The 18,658-nt window shown below is 69.8% G+C and carries 19 protein-coding genes; 12 read left to right on the top strand and 7 right to left on the bottom strand.

Annotated elements, in window-relative coordinates; genetic code table 11:
• Window positions 1-53: 53 nt before the first annotated feature.
• Window positions 54-434, bottom strand: coding sequence for a DUF983 domain-containing protein (locus TSO221_RS24850; protein ID WP_109121202.1), 381 nt, complete (start codon window positions 432-434; stop codon window positions 54-56).
• 39 nt (window positions 435-473) lie between these two features.
• Entirely contained in the window at window positions 474-653 is a 180-nt protein-coding gene (locus TSO221_RS24845; RefSeq protein ID WP_109121201.1) for a hypothetical protein, read from the bottom strand.
• Window positions 654-771: 118 nt separating this feature from the next.
• Here TSO221_RS24845 and TSO221_RS24840 point away from each other — a divergent pair, with 118 nt between their 5' ends.
• From TSO221_RS24840 to TSO221_RS24825, 4 genes are all read left to right on the top strand, one after another.
• Window positions 772-1,734, top strand: coding sequence for an ABC transporter substrate-binding protein (locus tag TSO221_RS24840; protein ID WP_109121200.1), 963 nt, complete (start codon window positions 772-774; stop codon window positions 1,732-1,734).
• Between the two features lie 132 nt (window positions 1,735-1,866).
• A complete protein-coding gene (locus TSO221_RS24835) occupies window positions 1,867-2,766 on the top strand; it encodes an ABC transporter permease (protein WP_109121199.1) in 900 nt (299 codons plus the stop codon).
• Window positions 2,763-3,560: an ABC transporter ATP-binding protein gene (locus TSO221_RS24830; protein ID WP_109121198.1), complete on the top strand. Its 798-nt coding sequence runs from the start codon at window positions 2,763-2,765 to the stop codon at window positions 3,558-3,560. Before TSO221_RS24835 ends, TSO221_RS24830 begins: the two co-directional genes overlap by 4 nt.
• A gap of 82 nt (window positions 3,561-3,642) precedes the next feature.
• Complete coding sequence (locus TSO221_RS24825; protein WP_109121197.1) at window positions 3,643-4,050, top strand: hypothetical protein; 408 nt, start codon at window positions 3,643-3,645, stop codon at window positions 4,048-4,050.
• Window positions 4,051-4,336: 286 nt separating this feature from the next.
• Here the strand turns inward: TSO221_RS24825 and apbC are convergent, their stop codons facing one another.
• Window positions 4,337-5,479: an iron-sulfur cluster carrier protein ApbC gene (apbC, locus tag TSO221_RS24820; RefSeq protein ID WP_109121196.1), complete on the bottom strand. Its 1,143-nt coding sequence runs from the start codon at window positions 5,477-5,479 to the stop codon at window positions 4,337-4,339.
• A 146-nt stretch (window positions 5,480-5,625) separates the two neighbouring features.
• On the opposite strand from apbC, the gene hflK reads away from it, so the two are divergent.
• From hflK to TSO221_RS24795, 5 genes are all read left to right on the top strand, one after another.
• Entirely contained in the window at window positions 5,626-6,810 is a 1,185-nt protein-coding gene (gene hflK / locus TSO221_RS24815) for an FtsH protease activity modulator HflK (protein WP_109121195.1), read from the top strand.
• Window positions 6,811-6,819: 9 nt separating this feature from the next.
• Complete coding sequence (gene hflC / locus TSO221_RS24810; RefSeq protein ID WP_109121194.1) at window positions 6,820-7,713, top strand: protease modulator HflC; 894 nt, start codon at window positions 6,820-6,822, stop codon at window positions 7,711-7,713.
• Window positions 7,714-7,844: 131 nt separating this feature from the next.
• Window positions 7,845-8,033 carry a DUF2065 domain-containing protein gene (locus TSO221_RS24805; protein WP_109121193.1) on the top strand — a complete coding sequence of 63 codons (189 nt, stop codon included), beginning with the start codon at window positions 7,845-7,847 and terminating at the stop codon, window positions 8,031-8,033.
• Between the two features lie 254 nt (window positions 8,034-8,287).
• Window positions 8,288-9,805 (top strand): DegQ family serine endoprotease, encoded by a 1,518-nt coding sequence (locus tag TSO221_RS24800; protein WP_109121207.1) that lies wholly within the window; start codon window positions 8,288-8,290, stop codon window positions 9,803-9,805.
• A gap of 150 nt (window positions 9,806-9,955) precedes the next feature.
• Window positions 9,956-11,254, top strand: coding sequence for a class I SAM-dependent methyltransferase (locus tag TSO221_RS24795; protein ID WP_109121192.1), 1,299 nt, complete (start codon window positions 9,956-9,958; stop codon window positions 11,252-11,254).
• Here TSO221_RS24795 and TSO221_RS24790 read toward each other — a convergent pair.
• From TSO221_RS24790 to serB, 3 genes are all read right to left on the bottom strand, one after another.
• Window positions 11,247-12,365, bottom strand: coding sequence for a hypothetical protein (locus tag TSO221_RS24790; RefSeq protein ID WP_146208901.1), 1,119 nt, complete (start codon window positions 12,363-12,365; stop codon window positions 11,247-11,249). The two genes, TSO221_RS24795 and TSO221_RS24790, sit on opposite strands and share 8 nt — an antisense overlap.
• Window positions 12,366-12,439: 74 nt before the next feature.
• Window positions 12,440-12,850, bottom strand: a complete 411-nt coding sequence (locus tag TSO221_RS24785; RefSeq protein ID WP_109121190.1) for a hypothetical protein — start codon at window positions 12,848-12,850, stop codon at window positions 12,440-12,442.
• 12 nt (window positions 12,851-12,862) lie between these two features.
• Window positions 12,863-13,765, bottom strand: coding sequence for a phosphoserine phosphatase SerB (serB, locus tag TSO221_RS24780; RefSeq protein WP_109121189.1), 903 nt, complete (start codon window positions 13,763-13,765; stop codon window positions 12,863-12,865).
• Window positions 13,766-13,866: 101 nt separating this feature from the next.
• Between serB and miaA the strand changes: the two genes are divergently transcribed.
• Window positions 13,867-14,817, top strand: a complete 951-nt coding sequence (miaA, locus tag TSO221_RS24775; protein ID WP_109121188.1) for a tRNA (adenosine(37)-N6)-dimethylallyltransferase MiaA — start codon at window positions 13,867-13,869, stop codon at window positions 14,815-14,817.
• A 63-nt stretch (window positions 14,818-14,880) separates the two neighbouring features.
• Window positions 14,881-16,044 carry a PLP-dependent aminotransferase family protein gene (locus TSO221_RS24770; RefSeq protein WP_247878244.1) on the top strand — a complete coding sequence of 388 codons (1,164 nt, stop codon included), beginning with the start codon at window positions 14,881-14,883 and terminating at the stop codon, window positions 16,042-16,044.
• Window positions 16,045-16,079: 35 nt separating this feature from the next.
• On the opposite strand, the gene TSO221_RS24765 is transcribed toward TSO221_RS24770, so the two are convergent.
• The gene (locus TSO221_RS24765; RefSeq protein WP_158284201.1) at window positions 16,080-16,490 is read right to left on the bottom strand and encodes a hemerythrin family protein; all 411 of its coding nucleotides are present in this window, start codon (window positions 16,488-16,490) and stop codon (window positions 16,080-16,082) included.
• A gap of 376 nt (window positions 16,491-16,866) precedes the next feature.
• Here TSO221_RS24765 and TSO221_RS24760 point away from each other — a divergent pair, with 376 nt between their 5' ends.
• A complete protein-coding gene (locus tag TSO221_RS24760) occupies window positions 16,867-18,630 on the top strand; it encodes an acetolactate synthase 3 large subunit (RefSeq protein ID WP_109121185.1) in 1,764 nt (587 codons plus the stop codon).
• Window positions 18,631-18,658 lie beyond the last annotated feature (28 nt).

Raw genomic sequence — 18,658 nt, 5'->3', positions numbered from 1 at the left:
GCGGGAACTGATGGAGTCGCTCGGGCGCGCCGAGTAGGGGCGGGTGCGGGGAGCTACCGCGGCTCCCCGCCCGACATGCCGTTCGCCCACATCACGCCCAGCACCACGCCCTTGCAACGCGGCAGCAGAGCCAGCGTCAGCACCAGGGTCAGCGCCGGCCAGATGGCGAAGTGCACCCAGGCTTCGGGGTGGTAGGCCTGCTCCACCGACAGCAGCAGCGGCACCACGATGTGGCCGACGATCAGGATGGTCATCCAGGGCGGCGCGTCGTCGGCGCGCATGTGGCCATAGCGCTCGCCGCACGCCGTGCAGTGGTCGACCGGCTTCAGGTAGCGGTGCAGCAGCCGGCCGCGGCCGCAGGCGGGGCAGGTCTGCCTCAGGCCGCGCAGAACGGCGGACAGCGTGGAGCGCTTCTCGACGGGGATGCTCGTCATCTCGGGCCTTGTCGATGGGGGCGGCGATGATATGGGGCGTCACGCGTCGCCCGACACCGGGCGCCGACGCACGGCCTCTATGCGCCTGAGGATGTTCTCCAGCCGCATCTGCAGTTCGTGCGCGCACAGCGCATAGGAGCCGGCCCGCGCCTCGCCGGCGACGTCGGCCAACGCCATCTCAAGCTCCTGGATGCGGGCGTCGCGGGGGTCTTCAGGCATGCTGGGTCCACTCTTCGGCTGACATGCGCGCACCGCCGGTTGACGGCGCGCGCGGGGCCGGCTACGGCATGCAGCGAACATCGTACGCCCGAGAAAACCCGACAAGAGGGACCGACACATGAAGATCTCGCGCGCCCTGCCGATGGCCGCCCTGGCGGTCCTTCTGGCCACTCCCGCCCTGGCCCAGAACAAGTCGGTGGCGATCACCGCCATCGTCGAGCACCCGGCGCTCGACGCCACCCGCGACGGCGTCGTCGCCGCGCTGAAGGAGGCCGGGTTCACGCCGGGCCAGAACCTGAAGGTCGATTACCAGTCGGCGCAGGGCAACCCGGCCACGGCGGCGCAGATCGCCCGCCAGTTCGTCGGGCAGAAGCCGGACGTCATCGTGCCGATCTCCACCCCCTCGGCGCAGGCCGTGGCGGCGGCGACGCGCGACGTGCCGGTGGTGTTCACCGCGGTCACCGACCCGGTCGGCGCGCAGCTGGTCAGGAGCATGGACAAGCCCGGCGGCAACGTCACCGGCCTGTCGGACATGGCGCCCGTCGGCGCGCACGTCGACCTGATCAGGGAGATCGTGCCGGCCGCCAAGCGCCTGGGCGTCGTCTACAATCCAGGTGAGCCGAACTCGGTCACCATGGTCAAGGCGCTGAAGGACGAGGCGGGCAAGAAGGGCCTGAGCGTCGTCGAGGCGGCGGCCAACAAGTCGGCCGACGTGCAGACCGCGGCGCGCAGCCTGGTCGGCAAGGCCGACGCGATCTACGTGCCGCTCGACAACACGGTGGTCTCGGCCCTCGAGGCGCTGACCGCGGTGGGCGCGCAGGCGAAGCTGCCGGTCTTCTCGGCCGACACCGACAGCGTGGCGCGCGGCACGGTGGCGAGCATCGGCTTCGACTACTTCCAGGTCGGCAAGCAGACCGGCGCCGTGGTGGCCCGCGTGCTGAAGGGCGAGAAGCCGGGCGACATCCCGGTGGCGCTCGCCAAGGGCACCGACCTGTTCGTCAACCCGAAGGCGGCGGCGGCCATGGGCGTCTCCATCCCGGACGCGGTCGCCAAACGGGCGACGAAGACAGTCGGGCAGTAAGTTCGAGCATCGGGACACTTGCCCCCACCCTAACCCTCCCCCGCTGGGCGGGGGAGGGGACATGGGGCGCCCTCTCTCCCTCCCCCGCCCAGCGGGGGAGGGTCGGGGTGGGGGCAACAGCAGGATGGTTAAGTGACGGAAATCGCCTTCTTCGGCGCGGTCGAGATCGGGCTGGTCTACGCGCTGGTGGCGCTCGGGGTGTTCCTGTCGTTCCGGGTGCTGGACTTCCCGGACCTGACGGTGGACGGCAGCTTCCCCCTGGGCGCCGCGGTCGCCGCGACGCTGATCGTTGCCGGCGCCAACCCGTGGCTCGCCAGCCTCGCCGCCGTGGCGGCGGGGGCGGCGGCCGGGCTGGTGACGGCGGTGCTCAACGTGCGTTTCCGCATCCTGCACCTGCTGGCCTCGATCCTCACCATGATCGCGCTGTTCTCGGTGAACCTGCGCGTCATGGGCAAGCCGAACGTCGCCATCCTGATGCAGGACACGGTGCTGACGCCGTTCTACGGCCTGGGCCTGCCCGAGCACATCGTGCGGCCGCTGTTCGTCGCCGTGGTGGTGCTGGCGGTGGTGGCGCTGCTGGCGCGCTTCCTGGCCAGCGAGTTCGGGCTGGCGATGCGCGCCACCGGCGTCAACGCGCGGATGGCGCGGGCGCAGGGCGTCGAGACCGACACCCACCTGTACTTCGGCATCGCACTGTCGAACGGGCTGGTCGGGCTGGCCGGGGCACTGTTCGCGCAGACCAACGGCTTCGCCGACGTGACCACCGGCATCGGCACCATCGTCGTCGGCTTGGCGGCAGTGATCGTCGGCGAGACGGTGCTGCCGCTGCGCGGCATGGCCGGGGCGCTGGTCGCCTGCGTGGTCGGTTCGATCCTCTACCGGCTGGCGGTGCAGTTCGCGCTGTCGGCCGATGCGATCGGGCTGCAGGCCTCGGACCTCAACCTGGTGACGGCGGTGCTGGTGGCGGTGGCGCTGATCCTGCCGCGGATGAAGATGCGCGCGGCGAGCCCGGTGGCGAAGGTGGCGAAATGATCGAGGTGAAGGACCTGCACGTCGTCTTCGGCCGCGGCACGCCGCTGGAGAAGCACGCGCTGCGCGGAGTCGACCTGACCATCCCCGAGGGGCAGTTCGTCACCGTCATCGGCTCCAACGGCGCCGGCAAGTCGACGCTGCTGGGGGCGCTGGCCGGCGACGTGATCGCCGAGAGCGGCGCGGTCGCCATCGACGGCCTGGACGTTACCCGCTGGCCGACGCCGAAGCGCGCCGGCTACGTCGCCCGCGTCTTCCAGGACCCGATGGCCGGCAGCTGCGCCGCGCTGACCATCGAGGAGAACATGGCGCTGGCCGCGGCGCGCGGGGCGAGGCGAGGCCTCGGCCTGGCGCTGGGGCACCACCGGCGGGACGCGTTCCGCGAACGCATCGCCGAGCTGGGCCTGGGCCTGGAGAACCGTCTGCACGACCGCATGGGCCTGCTGTCCGGCGGGCAGCGGCAGGCGGTCAGCCTGCTGATGGCGACGCTGGCGGGCTGCAAGATCCTGCTGCTCGACGAGCACACGGCGGCGCTCGACCCCGGCACGGCGGAGTTCGTGCTGACGCTGACCCGGCGCATCGTCGAATCGAAGAACCTCACCGCGCTGATGGTGACGCACTCCATGCAGCAGGCGCTCGACTACGGCGACCGCACGGTGATGCTGCACGAGGGGAAGATCGTGCTGGACGTGGCGGGGGAGGAGCGCGCCGGGCTCGACGTGCCGCACCTGCTGGCGCTGTTCGCCCGGCAGCGCGGCGGCGTCGACATCAGCGACGATTCGCTGCTGATCGGCTGAGCCGGTCGCGGGTCTGCGGCGTTCTTCCCCTCAGACCCTCTCGCGCATTGCGTTGCAATGCGCTGCCGGGGAGGAGGTGCCGATGACGACCCGTGCGATCATGACCCTGGCCCTGCTGGCCCTGGCCGCCTGCGCCAGCCCGGAGGCCGAGTTGGCCAAGCAGGCGCCGCAGACCATGGTCGGTATGCCCAAGGGCACGCTGCTGTCCTGCGCCGGCGTGCCGCAGCGCAGCGCCACCGCGCCGGACGGCACCGAGTACCTGAGCTACGGCCGGCAGCAGACCAACGTCCACCGCGACCTCGACTGGGAGGCGGATGGCTGGATCCCCGGGCTGTGGCGGCCGGAGGTCTCCACCTGGACCACCAACTACAGCTGCGAGGCGACCTTCGCGGTCCGCCGAGGTCGGGTGGCGGAACTGCGCTACAACGCCGACCGTGACATCCAGCTCTGCTACCAGTTGATCGGCGGCTGCCTGGGGCCGGCGCGCTAGGTTCACGCCTTGCGGATTGGAAACGACATGGAATCGGCGCGCTGCAGCTCGACCGACGCGATGGAGCGGTACAGCGTGTGGATCTCGCCGGCCGTGAAGACGTTCGGCGATGGCGTTGTCGGGGAAACTCGTCGCGCAGCCAGCGTCCGGAACGCCGACCGTTAGGGGGCGATGTACTGCTGCCGGAAGTGCTTGTCGGATTCGGTCCGGTGCGGTGTGCGTATCGCCGGTCCCTTGATGCGGAGTGGGAGGACCGGAGTCCTCCCACCCGACCTCACTGTTCGCCTCACTGCATGACGATGCGCGGCGCCTGCCGGGCGGCGCCGCCGCCGACCTTCTCCCACACCGCGCGGGCGATGGCGCGGTAGACCTTGGAGTGCTCCGAGTCGGGCTGCGAGACGACGATCGGCTGGCCCTGGTCGGAGGTTTCGCGGATGGCGATGTCCAGCGGTACCTCGCCCAGGAAGTCGGTGCCCAGCGCCTCGGCCTCCTTGCGCGCCCCGCCGTGGCTGAAGATGTCGGTGCGGTGGCCGCAGTTCGGGCAGCAGAAGTAGCTCATGTTCTCGATGATGCCGAGCACCGGCACGTCCACCTTGCGGAACATGTTCAGGCCCTTGCGGGCGTCCAGCAGCGCGATGTCCTGCGGCGTCGAGACGATCACCGCGCCGGCCAGCGGCACCTGCTGCGCCATGGTCAGCTGGGCGTCGCCGGTGCCCGGCGGCATGTCCACCACCAGCACGTCCAGCTCGCCCCAGTTGACGTCGCCCAGCATCTGCTGGAGCGCGCTCATCACCATCGGGCCGCGCCAGATCATCGGCGTGTCCTCCGGCACCAGGAAGCCCATGGACATCACCTTGATGCCGTAGTTCTCCATCGGCTCCAGCGTCTGGCCGTCATGGGTGACCGGGCGGCCCTGGATGTTCAGCATGCGCGGCATGGAGGGGCCGTAGATGTCGGCGTCCAGCAGGCCGACCTTCTGCCCGTTGGCGGCCAGCGCCAGCGCGAGGTTGACCGAGGTGGTGGACTTGCCGACGCCGCCCTTGCCCGAGGCGACGGCGACGATGGCCTTCACGCCGGGCACCAGCTTCTTCTGCTGCTGGCCGTGCCCGTGGGCATGGCCATGCGCGTGGCCGTGGCCCTGCTGCTGCTGGTGCACGGGGGCGCTCGGCGCGCCGGCCGGGCGATGAGCGGTGAGCACGGCCGTCACCGAGGTGACGCCGGGCAGCGCCTCGACCGCCTTCTCGGCGGCGTGGCGGACGGGCTCGGCCTGCGCGCCGCGCTTGGGGTCGACCTCGATGGAGAACGCCACGTTGCTGTCGCGGACCACGAGGCCGGACAGCATGTTCAGCGTGACGATGTCCTTTCCCTGTTCGGGATCGATGACGGTCTTCAGCGCTGCAATGACCTGCGCCTCGGTAACCTGCGCCATGGTTGAAAACTCCGGTTCTTTCCCGATATCTGCGGATGACCGCCGGTTCCAGTGTGCCAAGCGGGAGGGCGCACTATAGAACTGGCCGGCAATAATGGTAAAGCGACCGGGAACACCGGCAACGAGACGCGAGGGGGATCACAGGTATGCCGTGGAGCAATCAAGGTGGGGGGCAGGGTGGGGGCGGCGGTGGCGGCCCCTGGGGGCCGCCTCCCGGCAGCGGTGGCGGCGGCGGGCCCAGCCCGTGGGGACGGCCGCCCGGCGGCGGCGGTGGGGGCGGCGGCGGGCCGCAGCCTCCCGACCTTGAGGACCTGCTGCGGCGCAGCCAGGACCGGCTGCGCCGCGTGGTGCCCGGCGGCTTCGGCACCGGGCGCGGCTTGGCGCTGGTGCTCGGCGGCCTGCTGGTGCTGTGGGGGCTGACCGGAATCTACCGCGTCCAGCCGGACGAGCAGGGCGTGGTTCTGCGCTTCGGCGAATGGGTGCGCACCGAGCAGCCCGGCCTGCGCTACCACATGCCCGCGCCCATCGAGTCGGTGCTGCTGCCCAAGGTGACGCGCATCAACCGTATCGAGATCGGCTTCCGTTCGGCCACCGAGGGGCGCCGCAACGAGCGCGACGTCGCCGACGAATCGCTGATGCTGACCGGCGACGAGAACATCATCGACATCGACTACACGGTGTTCTGGGTGATCAAGGACGCCGGCCAGTACCTGTTTAAGATCCGCGATCCCGAGGGCACGGTGAAGAAGGCGGCCGAGAGCGCCATGCGCGAGGTCATCGGCCGCACCGAGCTGCAGCCGGCGCTGACCGAGGCGCGCGCGCAGATCGAGTCCTCCACCAAGCAGCTCCTCCAGGCCATGCTGGACGAGTTCGAATCGGGCATCACCATCACCCAGGTGCAGCTGCAGAAGGCCGATCCGCCGGCCCCGGTCATCGACGCCTTCAACGACGTGCAGCGCGCCCGCGCCGACCGCGAGCGCCTGCGCAACGAGGCGGAGGCCTACCGCAACGACGTCATCCCGCGCGCCCGCGGCGAGGCCGAGCGGCTGATCCAGGAGGCCTCGGCCTACCGCGAGCAGGTCATCAACCTGGCCCGCGGCGACGCCGAGCGCTTCACCAAGATCTACCAGGCCTACAGCCAGTCCAAGGAGGTGCTCGCCAAGCGCATGTACCTCGAGACCATGGAGCAGATCCTGAGCGGCGCCCACAAGGTGATCATCGAGGGCAACGCCGGGGGCGGCCAGGGCGTGGTGCCCTATCTGCCGCTCGACAAGCTCCAGCCCCCCGTGGCTTCCCCCGCGCCGGCCAAGGCCGGCCAGCAGCGCCAGTGAGGTGACGCCATGAACCGAACCCTCATGATCGCCGGCGTGGCGCTGGTGGCCCTGGTCATCCTGGCCTCGGCCTCGCTGTTCACCGTCACCCAGGCGCAGCAGGCCCTCGTCGTCCAGCTCGGCGCCATCAAGCGGGTGATCCAGGAACCGGGCCTGAAGATGAAGATCCCCTTCATCGAGGACGTGGTCTACATCGACCGCCGCGTCCTCGACCTCGACCCGCCGGTCGAGCAGGTGATCCTCGCCGACCAGAAGCGCCTGGACGTCGACGCCTTCGCCCGCTACCGCATCATCGACCCGGTCCGCTTCTTCCAGTCGCTGCGCACCGAGCAGGCGGCGAGCACCCAGATGGGCAGCGTCGTCAACTCGGCGATGCGGCGCGTGCTGGGCAGCGTGACGCTGCTGGCCGTGCTGTCGGAGGAGCGGCCGCGGGTGATGAACGAGATCCGTGAGCAGGTGAACGCCGAGGCCAAGAGCCGTGGCATCGAGATCGTCGATGTCCGCATCCGTCGCGCCGACCTGCCGGAGGAGACCAGCCAGGCGATCTTCGCCCGCATGCGCTCGGAGCGCGAGCGCGAGGCGGCCGAGGCGCGCGCCCAGGGTCAGGAGCAGTCGCAGCAGATCAAGGCGCGCGCCGAGCGCGAGCGCACGGTCATCCTGGCCGAGGCGCAGCGCGATGCGCAGATCCAGCGCGGTGAGGGCGACAATCAGGCGCTGAAGACCATCGCGGACGCCACGTCGTCGGACCCGCAGTTCTACGCGTTCTACCGGTCGCTGGAAGCGTACCGGAAGGCGCTGAACAAGGACGACACCACGCTGGTGCTGTCGCCGACCGGCGAGTTCTTCCGCTACTTCAACGAGTCCGCCCCGGGCGCCGCGCCGGCGCGGCAGGCGGCGCAGTAAGGCGCCGGCCACGCTTGCCCCCACCCCGACCCTCCCCCGCTGTCGCAGGGGAGGGTGCCTTTTTCCCCTCCCCTGCAAAGCGGGGGAGGGGTAAGGGGTGGGGGCAAGAGTCACCGAATCGAAGACCATCCATGGACGACCTCCTCACCGCCCTCGCCCTGCTCCTGGTGATCGAGGGCTCGCTGTACGCGCTGTTCCCCACGGGGATGCGCCGCATGATCGAACAGGCGCTCGCCGTCCCCGAGACGCAGATGCGTTTCGCCGGTCTGGCCGCCGCTGTGCTCGGAGTAGGCCTCGTGTGGCTGATTCGCGCCGCGTGATCATTGCGAATCGCCTTTTTTCCACCATACTCGTCTTCTTACACTCGCGACCGGACTTTCGGCGGACGTTCGCGTGCCTGCTTGCAGGGCATGCACGCACGGATTACATCCCGCAGTCAGGACGCGTGTGAACCGCCGCCCGCGAAGGCGCGGACGTTCGTGGCAGGGAGATCACCCCAGTGAACCGAGACAACGACAACACCTTCACGCCGGCTCCGCGCCGCGGCCTGATCGGCCGGCTGGCCGCGCTGCCGATGGCCCTGGCGCTGGCCGGAGCGTTGAGCTTCACGGCGGTCAGCGGCCCCGCGGCGGCGCAGGCCCGTCCGGGTGGCCCGGTGAACGGCTTCGCCGACCTGGCGGAGAAGCTCCTGCCCGCCGTCGTCAACATCTCCACCACCCAGGCCGCGCCGCAGCGCGCCGAGCGTTCGGGCCGTCCCGGCGCCCCCGGGCAGGAGCGTCCGGAGGGATCGCGGCCGGAGATCCCGCAGTTCCCGCCGGGCTCGCCGTTCGAGGAGTTCTTCAAGGACTTCTTCGACCGCCACGGCGGCGACCGGCCCGACGCGCCGCAGCGCAAGGCCACGTCGCTCGGCTCCGGCTTCGTGATCGACGCCAAGAACGGCTACGTCGTCACCAACAACCACGTGGTGCAGGACGCCGACGAGATCACCGTCATCCTGCAGGACGACACCAACATCAAGGCGGAGCTGGTCGGCCGCGACAGCAAGACCGACGTCGCGCTCCTGAAGATCAAGACGCAGCACCCGCTCGTCGCGGTGCCGTTCGGCGACAGCGACATCATGCGCGTCGGCGACTGGGTGGTGGCCATCGGCAACCCGTTCGGCCTGGGGGGCACGGTGACCGCCGGCATCGTCTCGGCCCGCCAGCGCGACATCAACGCCGGCCCGTACGACGACTTCCTGCAGACCGACGCCGCCATCAACCGCGGCAACTCGGGCGGCCCGATGTTCAACCTCAACGGCGAGGTGATCGGCATCAACACGGCGATCTTCTCGCCGTCGGGCGGCTCGGTCGGCATCGGCTTCGCCATCCCGTCGAACATCGCCAAGACGGTCGTCGCCCAGCTCAAGGAGTTCGGCCGCACCAAGCGCGGCTGGCTCGGCGTGCGCATCCAGGGCGTCACGCCGGAGATCGCCGAGAGCCTCGGCCTGCCGGCGCCGAAGGGCGCGCTGGTCGCCTCGGTGACGCCGAACGGCCCGGCCGCCAAGGCCGGCGTCCAGGCCGGCGACGTGGTCACCAAGTTCGACGGCAAGGACATCAACGAGATGCGCCGCCTGCCGCGCGTCGTCGCCGAGACCTCCATCGACAAGTCGGTGCCGGTCGAGGTGTGGCGCAAGGGCAAGGCGCAGACCATGCAGGTCAAGGTCGGCGAGCTGGAGGCGGCGGAGGAGTCCGGCCTGCTCGCCAACGCGCCGGAGGAACCCGAGAAGCCGAAGGGCAACGGCCCGAAGCCGACCGAGGCGCTGGGCCTGAAGCTGACCGGCATCACGCCGGAACTGCGTCAGCAGTTCGAGTTGAAGGCGGACCAGAAGGGCGTCGTGGTCACCGAGGTGGCGAACGGCACCCCGGCGGCGGAGAAGGGCGTGCGCCCCGGCGACGTCATCGTCGAGGTCGGCCAGGAGGAGGTGAAGGCTCCGGGCGACGTCGCCGCCAAGGTCCAGAAGGCGCGCGAGCAGGGAAAGAAGTCGATCCTGCTGCTGATCGAGCGCCAGGGCGACCTGCGCTTCGTGGCCCTGCCGCTCGGCCAGGGATAAGTTAAACCCTCTCCCGCCCCGGGAGAGGGTGACGCCGAAGGCGTCGGGTGAGGGTAAAGCCAAGGATCCTTGCAGTCACCCTCACCCTCCCGCGGCTCCGCCACGGGCCCCTTCCTCTCCCGGGGCGGGAGAGGGGTACAAGAATTCCCAATGACAGACCCTCTCCAGGACGCCCGCGCCCTGCTCGCCGCGGGGCGCTTCGACGCGGCGCTGAAGCGGCTGGCCGGCGTGCCCGGCGCCGACGTGCTGCTGGGCGCCGCCTACGCCGCCCGGCGCGACCCGGCGCGCGCCTTCGCCCACCTCCGTCGCGCCCTCACGGAAAATCCCGGCGACCCGGAGGCGCTGTTCCACCTCGGCCGTGCCCATCTGGCGGCGAGCGACGCGCACCGCGCCGTCGGCGTGCTGGAGAGCGTGGCCGCCCTGGCGCCGGGCCTGCCGGGGCTGACCGACACGCTGGCCGGCGCCTGCCGGCGCGACGCCCGCTACGTCGCCGCGTTGCGCGTCGCCGCGACGGTGCCCGATCCCAGCATCGACCTGCTGTACGAGGTCGGCCTCTGCCACAACGCGCTGGGCGTCGCCGCGCCGGCGCTCGCCGCCTTCGACGCGCTGCTGGCGCGCGACCCCGAGCACGCCGCGGGGTGGCTCGGCAGCCATGCCCCGGCGCTGCACCTGCACGGTCCCGACGAGGCGCTGCGGCGGGTGGAGAGGGCGGTGACGCAGCGCGGCGCCAACGGCAAGTACTGGGCGTTGCTCGCCGTCTACCGCCGGCTGCTCGGCGACGAGGCCGGGGCGCGGGCGCTCCACCTCGCGCACGTCGCCGGCCAGCCGCGCCGCCGGGCGCTGTGGGACTCGGTGGACGCCGTCGTGCCGTTCCTCAGCACCGACGTGCGGCTGTTCGCGCTGAGCGGTCCACTGCTGGAGCATGCGGTGGCGCAAGCGGCGGTGCCCGGTCTGGTGCTGGAGTTCGGCGTGCGCCGTGGCACCTCCATCGACCGCATCGCGGCGGCGGCGGGGCAGGCGGTGCACGGCTTCGATTCGTTCGAGGGGCTGCCGGAGGCCTGGGGCGCCGAGCCGCGCGGCGTGCTCTCCGCCGGGGGGCAGCTTCCGAAAGTGCGGTCGAACGTGACGCTGCACGCCGGCTGGTTCGAGGACACGCTGCCGTCGTTCCTGGCCGCCCATCCGGGCGACGTGCGGTTGGTCAACGTGGACAGCGACATCTACTCGTCGGCGAAGACGGTGCTGACCGCGCTGGCCGACCGCATCCGGCCGGGCAGCGTGCTGGTCTTCGACGAGTTCGTCGGCAACCGCACTTGGCGGGATGATGAGTACAAGGCGTTCCAGGAGTTCGTGCAGGCGACCGGCGCGCGCTGGGAGGTGTTCGCGTTGAGCCCGTTCACCAAGCAGGTCGCGGTGCGGATCCTTGGCGCGGGGGCGGGCGTGGTCAGCTGATGTAGGAACTTGAATAATCGTGCAGCGGCTTGCCGCCCGGCGTTGGCTCCATGTTGTATCCGGCCTGCATTCGCTCCTGCCGCGCGTTGTGTTGCCAATTGGCCAGATCACGCGGTGAGAAGATCATCTTTCCGTCTGAGCCGTATACGCTGTAAACCTCGACCCTGGAAACAAACGCCGGCCACGCCTGCCTGGGAATCAGGATGGTGTAGCCGCCCTTTTCGTATTTCACCTGCGGGTTGAAGCGGAAACTGAATTTTTCGTTGCCGACTTTTAGATTGTCTTCGTTTACCCACAGATGCTTTAGGAAATAATCCTTCAAAGTGCGTGTCAATCTAATGTGAACCAGAAAATCATAAGCGCCTTCCATCTCGTTGCGTGCGGCATTGGAGAATTTGTAGATTCGGCTGATGGCGAAAGCCTTCGCGCCTTCAACCCCGGACGGAAAGGCATCCGACTGATTGGCCAGCTTGGCCGGGTTCATGAATGTACTCGCTTCATCGAAGCTCAGCTTTCTGATCAGGACGTCAGAAGACTCGATGGCGTCCCGAGTCTCCAGCAGTCTGTCGCGGTGCTGCTTTTTTTCGATCAGGCGATCCTTGATTCCTCTGATGAGTTTCGAATTCTTCTCGACCTCGTCGGGCGTAAGGACCGTCGTCGGCTCCTGCATGCCGATCTGCGCCTGCAGCATCAGGTGGTTGGCTGCATCCAGGATCTCTTCGCTGCTTTGCAGGCGCATCACGGCGGTCACGACGTAATCGAGGTACGCTTCTCCAACCGCGGCAACCTGGCCCTTCAGCCTTTGTTGGATGAGGCTCTTCACCTCGCGCCGGCGCTGGTCTTCGAGAATGCCGCTCGGGTCCATCTTCTGCGCCACGGCCGGCCGGAACGGCTGGACGGCATGACCCGGCCGCGGAAGCCCTCCCCGGGAGGGGGCCGGAGATCGAAAGGCAGGGGTGGGCGGGCCGGGGATGGGCCGCTGCGGTGAGGCCGCTTGGGAGACCATGGGGCGGCGCGCGGCGGCCGGTGCGGGCAATGGACGGGCACAGGGCGCGGGGCGCGGTTGTGTCGCCAGGGAGCCAAATCGCGTCGAAGGCGGTGGATGGTCCATGGCGGCAACCCCTCGAGGTGGCGGTTGCCCCTTATATCACGGAGCGGGGGATGCCGAACAGTCGATCTCCGGGGTCACTGCTTGACCGGCGCCTTCCCGTCCAGCGCGTCGGCCAGCGCCAGCGTCTGCAGGGCGAGGCTGCGCAGGTGGCCGGAGTCCACCGGAATGGCCAGCTGCGCGGCGCCGAACATCAGGATCAACGCGCCCTTGCCATCCGGCGTCTGGCCGAAGGCCATGCCGGTCACCTCGGTGGGCGGCACGTCGGTGCGCACCTCCGGCTCGCCGGCCAGCCCGAGCTGGCGCAGGCGGTTGTGCGCGACCAGGGCGTAGTTGAGGAAGGTCGAACTGATGCCCGAGAGATGCTCGGGCAGCACCGCGGTGCGCACCCGTGAGCCGTCGCTCAGCACCAGGGTGAACTCCACCTGCCGCTGGTCGTCCGACATCGCCGGATCGACCATGTCGATGACGTGAGGAGCCTTGCTCATCGCAGCCGTTCCTTACTTCGTCCCGACAATCTCGCCGGCCCGGTAGCCCTGGGCGTACAGCAGCGCGGTGAGGTCGCCGTGGTCGATGCGGGCGCGCGCCTCGGCCGCCACCGCCGGCTTGGCATGGTAGGCGACGCCGAGGCCGGCGGCCAGCAGCATCGGCAGGTCGTTGGCGCCGTCGCCGACCGCCAGCGTCTCGGTCACCGGGATGCGGCGCGCCCCGGCGTATTCCATCAGCGAGTCGAGCTTGCTCGTCTTGTCGAGGATCGGCTCCAGCGCGCGGCCGGTGAGGACGCCGTCCATCACCTCCAGCTCGTTGCCGCGGTCCTCGTCGAAGCCGACCCAGTCGCGCACCCGCCGGGTGAAGCAGCGGAAGCCGCCGGACACCAGCACGCACACCGCCCCGTTGGCCCGCATGGTGGCGACCAGCGCCGCGGCGCCCGGCATCAGCTCGGCCCGCGTCCACACCTCGTCCAGCACGCGTTCCGGCAGGCCCTTGAGGAGCGCCACCCGCTCGTGCACCGCGCCCTTGAAGTCGATCTCGCCGTTCATGGCGCGGGCGGTGATGCCGGCGATGTGCTCCTTCAGGCCGACGTAGTCGCCCAGTTCGTCCAGCATCTCCTGTTGGATGATCGTCGATTCCATATCGGCGATCAGCAGGCGCTTGCGCCGCGCGGCGCGCGGCTGGGCGACGACGTCCACCGGCAGCCCGCCCAGCGCCTGACGCGCCGCGGCCTCCGCCTGCTCTGGTGCCAGCCCCTCGAAGGCGAAGTCGCAGGCCGCGGCCGGCGCCAGCCAGTCGGGCTTCGACACCTCGGCCCCCAGCCCCGTCAGGGCGGAGCGCACCGCCTGCGCCGCGTCGGCGTCGAGGACGGAGGTCGTGGGATCGGCGATCAGCGTGACGACGGCTTGCATGGGGCACCGGTGCGGTTGGAGGGCGCGGGCGCTCCCTAGCACAGAGCGGGGGCGGCGAGAAACGGTCTTGGTGCCGGCGCGGCCGTTTCGTAGGGTGGGTCATGGACAGCACCCTGGTCATCGTCATCGGCGGCCCGACCGCGTCCGGCAAGTCCGGTCTCGCCGTCGACATCGCCGAGGCGTTCGGCGGCACCGTCATCAACGCCGACAGCATGCAGCTCTACCGCGAGCTGGACGTGCTCGCCGCCCGCCCCGGCGCCGAGGATCTGGCGCGCGCGCCGCACCGGCTGTACGGCGTGTTGCCCGGCTCCGAGCGCGGTTCGGCGGCGCGCTGGCGCGACATGGCGCTGGCCGAGATCGCGGACGCCCGCGCCGCTGGACGGCTGCCGGTGGTGGTCGGCGGCACCGGGCTGTATCTGCGCGCGCTGATGGAGGGGCTGAGCACCGTCCCGCCGGTCCCCGAGGCGATCCGCCACGCCGCGCACGCGCGGCTGAAGGCGCTGGGTGGAGACGCCTTCCGCGCCGAGCTGGTGGCGCGCGATCCGGCCATGGCGCGCCTCAACCCCGGCGACACCACGCGGCTGACCCGCGCCTGGGAGGTGCTGGAGGCGACCGGCCGGCCGCTGTCCGCCTGGCAGGAGGAACACGCCGAGGGGCCGCCGCCGGGCCTGCGGTTCCAGGTGTACGTCATCGACCCGCCGCGCGCCGATCTCTACGCCCGCTGCGACGCGCGCTTCGCCTGGATGCTGGAGCGCGGCGCGCTGGAGGAGGTGCGGGCGCTCGACGCGCTGGGCCTCGACCCGGCCCTGCCGGTGATGAAGGCGCTGGGCGTGCCGGAACTGCGCGCGCACATGCATGGGGAACTGTCGCTGGAGGCGGCGACCGCCAAGGCGCAACAGGCGACGCGGCATTATGCCAAGCGGCAGGTGACGTGGTTCCGCCATCAACTCCTGGACAAACGCGCGCAGGGCTGCCATGCCGTTCCTACTCTCTATACGGCGGCGTCTCGGGATGACATTCTCAGGCCGCTTGAAACGACCTTGCGCGATTGAGTCTCTGGAGGACGGAAAGTGACTGTCGATTGGGGCCATGTGTTTGCCGGGCGCGTCTCCGGCATGAGCGCATCCGAGATCCGCGAGCTGCTGAAGCTGCTGAACCGGCCGGAGATCATCTCCTTCGCCGGCGGCATCCCCGACCCCGACTTCTTCCCCTCCGCCGCCATCGCGCACGCCTACCAGAAGGTGTTCCAGTCCAACGCCGGCGCCGGCGGCGCGCTGCAGTACACCATCTCCGAGGGGCACACGCCGCTGCGCGAGTGGATCTGCAATTACATGGGCAAGCACGGCGTCACGGCCGGGCTGGACGAGGTGCTGGTGACCAGCGGCTCGCAGCAGGCGCTGGACTTCATCGGCAAGCTGCTGATCGGCCCGGGCGACCTCGTGGTGGTGACCGCGCCGACTTACCTGGGCGCGCTGCAGGCCTTCTCGCCCTACGAGCCGCGCTACATCTCCGTCCCCATGGACGAGGAGGGGCCGGACCTTGCGGCGCTGGAGGCGGCGCTGGCCGAGAAGCCGAAGTTCTTCTACCTCGTGCCCGACTTCCAGAATCCGAACGGCACCACGGTGTCGCTGGCGCGGCGCGAGGCGCTGCTGGATCTTTGCGAGAAGCATGGCGTGCCGGTGGTCGAGGACGCCGCCTACACCGAGCTGCGCTACGACGGCGAGCCGCTGCCGCCGCTGGTCGGGCTCGACGCCGCGCGCCACGGCGGCAAGCCGACCAACGTGATCTACTGCGGCTCCTTCTCGAAGACCATGGTGCCGGCGATGCGCGTCGGCTGGGTCCTCGCCACCGCGGAGGTGGTCAACCGGCTGGTGCTGATGAAGCAGGCCGCCGACCTGCACGCCAGCACCATCAACCAGATCATCCTGCACGACGTGGTCGGCCAGATCTTCGACAGCCACGTCAAGACGCTGCGCAGCCACTACAAGGAGCGCCGCGACGCCATGCTCGCCGCGCTGGCGGAGCACGCCCCGGCCGGCGTCACCTGGACCAAGCCGCAGGGCGGCATGTTCGTCTGGCTGGAACTGCCGGAGCACGTCGACGGCACGCAGCTGCTGGAGCGGGCGATCAAGGAGGCCAACGTGGCGTTCGTGCCGGGCTCGGCCTTCTTCGCCGACCGCTCGGGCAAGAACACCATCCGCATGAGCTTCTCCGCCACCTCGCCCGAGCGCATCCGCGAGGGCGTGCGGCGGATCTGCGACCTGCTGAAGCGGGTGTGATCGCCGGGCCCCTCTCCCGCAAAGGGATGAGGGGCCTATTTTCTGACCGCGTCGAACGCGGCCCGGTCGTCGCGGACGATGTGGGTGATCAGGCGGTCCAGCATCCACACCTCGACGGTGCCCGCCAGATCGGCCGGATAGCCCTTCATGATGTCCTGGTGGATGGCGCGCGCCTCGCGGATGATCTGCGCGTGCAGGCGCCGGTGCTCCTCCAGCAGCGGGCTGCCGAGCCGCTCCAGCTCCGCCTCCTCCGTCTCGAAGTGGTGGAGCGCCTCCCGCTCCAGCGCAGCGAAGCTTTCGCCGAGCACCCTCAGCACCTCGTCGCCGCGCTGCCCGTGCACGGCCATGCGCACGAGGTTGGCCAGTTCCAGCAGCTGGCGGTGCTGAGCGTCGATCACGCCCTGGTCGATCTCGTAGGCCGCAGACCAGGCATAGGTCGTCGACATGGCCACATCCTTCCCGAACATCCCTTCGCCCGGCCGGGAGCACGGCTGGCCGCTCCCATGATGGGAAGCGCGGCGTGGCGGCGTCAAGCCGGGGCGGGTCGGACATACCGAGGGCGGACGGCCGCACGTCGGTCTCGATCGTCACTTTGCATGCCAGCCATGCGGCTGCGCGCAATATTCGGAAAAGCTGCGGCAAAAAAGCTTTACGAAACTTCGCAAAATGGGTTGACCTTCCACACCGGTTTTGTCTAGCTTGCCGCTCCCGGTTGCGGTGCGGGAGGGGTAACCCCTTGTTTTTGCCTGGAAGGGCAGGGCGCCGCGGCGGGGAACGAGCGAACGACGCCCCGTCCGGGGGCGCCAGCAAAAAGGTCGAACCATGCCCGAACAGAAGCTGACCGGCGCGCAGATCGTCATCAAGGCCCTGAAGGACCAGGGCGTCGATATCATCTTCGGCTATCCCGGCGGCGCCGTACTTCCCATCTACGACGCGCTGTTCCAGCAGAACGACCTCAAGCACATCCTCGTACGCCACGAGCAGGCCGCGGTGCACGCGGCCGAGGGCTACGCCCGCTCGACCGGCAAGGTGGGCTGCGTGCTGGTGACCTCGGGGCCCGGCGCCACCAACGCGGTGACCGGCCTGCTGGACGCGCTGTGCGACTCGATTCCGATCGTCTGCCTGTCCGGCCAGGTGCCGACCCACCTGATCGGCAACGACGCCTTCCAGGAGGCCGACACGACGGGCATCACCCGGCCGTGCACCAAGCACAACTACCTGGTCAAGGACGTCAACAACCTGGCCCGCACGCTGCACGAGGCGTTCTACGTGGCGCGCACCGGCCGTCCCGGCCCGGTGGTCGTGGACCTGCCGAAGGACGTGCAGTTCGCCGAGGGCACCTACGTGCCGCCGACCGAGGTGAAGCACAAGACCTACCGCCCGCAGGTGAAGCCGGAGCTGAGCCGCGTCGAGGAGGCCATCGAGCTGATCGCCTCGGCCAAGCGCCCGATCCTCTACACCGGCGGCGGCGTGGTGAACTCCGGCCCGATGGCGGCCAAGCTGCTGACCCAGTTCGCCAAGCTGACCGGCATCCCGGTCACCTCGACGCTGATGGGCCTGGGCGCCTTCGCGGCGTCGGAGCCGCAGTGGCTGGGCATGCTGGGCATGCACGGCACCTACGAGGCCAATCTGGCCATGCACGGCTGCGACGTGATGATCAACATCGGCGCCCGCTTCGACGACCGCGTCACCGGCAAGCTGTCGGAGTTCGCGCCGGGCTCGAAGAAGATCCACGTCGACATCGACCCCAGCTCGATCAACAAGAACGTCGCGGTGGACATCCCCATCGTCGGCGACTGCGCGCACGTGCTGGAGGACATGATCCGGCTGTGGAAGGCCAGGCAGAAGCAGCTCGACAAGGCGGCGCTGAAGACGTGGTGGGCGCAGATCGACGCGTGGCGCGGCCGCAACTGCCTGAACTACCACCGCACCGAAGCGGTCATCAAGCCGCAGTACGCGCTGGAGCGGCTGCGCGAGGCGCTGAAGGGCAAGGACCACTACATCACCACGGAGGTCGGCCAGCACCAGATGTGGGCCGCGCAGTTCCTGCCCTTCGACCAGCCGAACCGCTGGCTGACCTCGGGCGGCCTGGGCACCATGGGCTACGGCCTGCCGGCGGCCATCGGCGCCCAGCTGGCGCACCCCGGCGCCATCGTGGTGGACGTGTCCGGCGAGGCCTCGTTCCTGATGAACATGCAGGAGATCGGCACCGCGGTGCAGTACCGCGCCCCGGTCAAGATCTTCATCCTGAACAACAAGTACATGGGCATGGTGCGCCAGTGGCAGGAGCTGCTGCACGGCTCGCGCTACTCGGAGAGCTACTCGGAGGCGCTGCCCGACTTCGTCAGGCTGGCCGAGGCCTGGGGCTGCGTCGGCCTGCGCGCCGAGACGGTGGCGGACGTCGATAAGGTGATCGAGCAGATGCTGGCGGTCACCGACCGGCCGGTGATCGTCGACATCATCGTCGATCCCAAGGAGAACTGCTTCCCGATGATCCCGGGCGGCAAGGCGCACAACGAAATCCTGCTCGGCCCGGAGGACAGCCCCTCCGACGCCACGCCGGAGGACGGCATGGTGCTGGTGTAAGCAAGAACCACTGAGCTTGGCGGAGTTC

The sequence above is a fragment of the Azospirillum sp. TSO22-1 genome, from assembly GCF_003116015.1.
Taxonomy (GTDB): domain Bacteria; phylum Pseudomonadota; class Alphaproteobacteria; order Azospirillales; family Azospirillaceae; genus Azospirillum.
Note: the sequence above shows the minus strand (reverse complement) of the source record. Positions and strands in the feature narration are given on the sequence as shown.

What these genes read in the sequence shown, in the direction of transcription:
- TSO221_RS24800 (WP_109121207.1), top strand. Translation starts at nt 8,288, where the DNA reads ATGGCCCTGGCGCTGGCCGGAGCGTTGAGCTTCACGGCGGTCAGCGGC.
- TSO221_RS24765 (WP_158284201.1), bottom strand. Translation starts at nt 16,490, where the DNA reads ATGTCGACGACCTATGCCTGGTCTGCGGCCTACGAGATCGACCAGGGC.
- TSO221_RS24760 (WP_109121185.1), top strand. Translation starts at nt 16,867, where the DNA reads ATGCCCGAACAGAAGCTGACCGGCGCGCAGATCGTCATCAAGGCCCTG.
- miaA (WP_109121188.1), top strand. Translation starts at nt 13,867, where the DNA reads ATGGACAGCACCCTGGTCATCGTCATCGGCGGCCCGACCGCGTCCGGC.
- TSO221_RS24845 (WP_109121201.1), bottom strand. Translation starts at nt 653, where the DNA reads ATGCCTGAAGACCCCCGCGACGCCCGCATCCAGGAGCTTGAGATGGCG.
- TSO221_RS24770 (WP_247878244.1), top strand. Translation starts at nt 14,881, where the DNA reads ATGAGCGCATCCGAGATCCGCGAGCTGCTGAAGCTGCTGAACCGGCCG.
- TSO221_RS24830 (WP_109121198.1), top strand. Translation starts at nt 2,763, where the DNA reads ATGATCGAGGTGAAGGACCTGCACGTCGTCTTCGGCCGCGGCACGCCG.
- hflC (WP_109121194.1), top strand. Translation starts at nt 6,820, where the DNA reads ATGAACCGAACCCTCATGATCGCCGGCGTGGCGCTGGTGGCCCTGGTC.
- TSO221_RS24840 (WP_109121200.1), top strand. Translation starts at nt 772, where the DNA reads ATGAAGATCTCGCGCGCCCTGCCGATGGCCGCCCTGGCGGTCCTTCTG.
- TSO221_RS24805 (WP_109121193.1), top strand. Translation starts at nt 7,845, where the DNA reads ATGGACGACCTCCTCACCGCCCTCGCCCTGCTCCTGGTGATCGAGGGC.
- TSO221_RS24785 (WP_109121190.1), bottom strand. Translation starts at nt 12,850, where the DNA reads ATGAGCAAGGCTCCTCACGTCATCGACATGGTCGATCCGGCGATGTCG.
- TSO221_RS24795 (WP_109121192.1), top strand. Translation starts at nt 9,956, where the DNA reads ATGACAGACCCTCTCCAGGACGCCCGCGCCCTGCTCGCCGCGGGGCGC.
- TSO221_RS24790 (WP_146208901.1), bottom strand. Translation starts at nt 12,365, where the DNA reads ATGGACCATCCACCGCCTTCGACGCGATTTGGCTCCCTGGCGACACAA.
- apbC (WP_109121196.1), bottom strand. Translation starts at nt 5,479, where the DNA reads ATGGCGCAGGTTACCGAGGCGCAGGTCATTGCAGCGCTGAAGACCGTC.
- TSO221_RS24850 (WP_109121202.1), bottom strand. Translation starts at nt 434, where the DNA reads ATGACGAGCATCCCCGTCGAGAAGCGCTCCACGCTGTCCGCCGTTCTG.
- serB (WP_109121189.1), bottom strand. Translation starts at nt 13,765, where the DNA reads ATGCAAGCCGTCGTCACGCTGATCGCCGATCCCACGACCTCCGTCCTC.
- TSO221_RS24825 (WP_109121197.1), top strand. Translation starts at nt 3,643, where the DNA reads ATGACGACCCGTGCGATCATGACCCTGGCCCTGCTGGCCCTGGCCGCC.
- hflK (WP_109121195.1), top strand. Translation starts at nt 5,626, where the DNA reads ATGCCGTGGAGCAATCAAGGTGGGGGGCAGGGTGGGGGCGGCGGTGGC.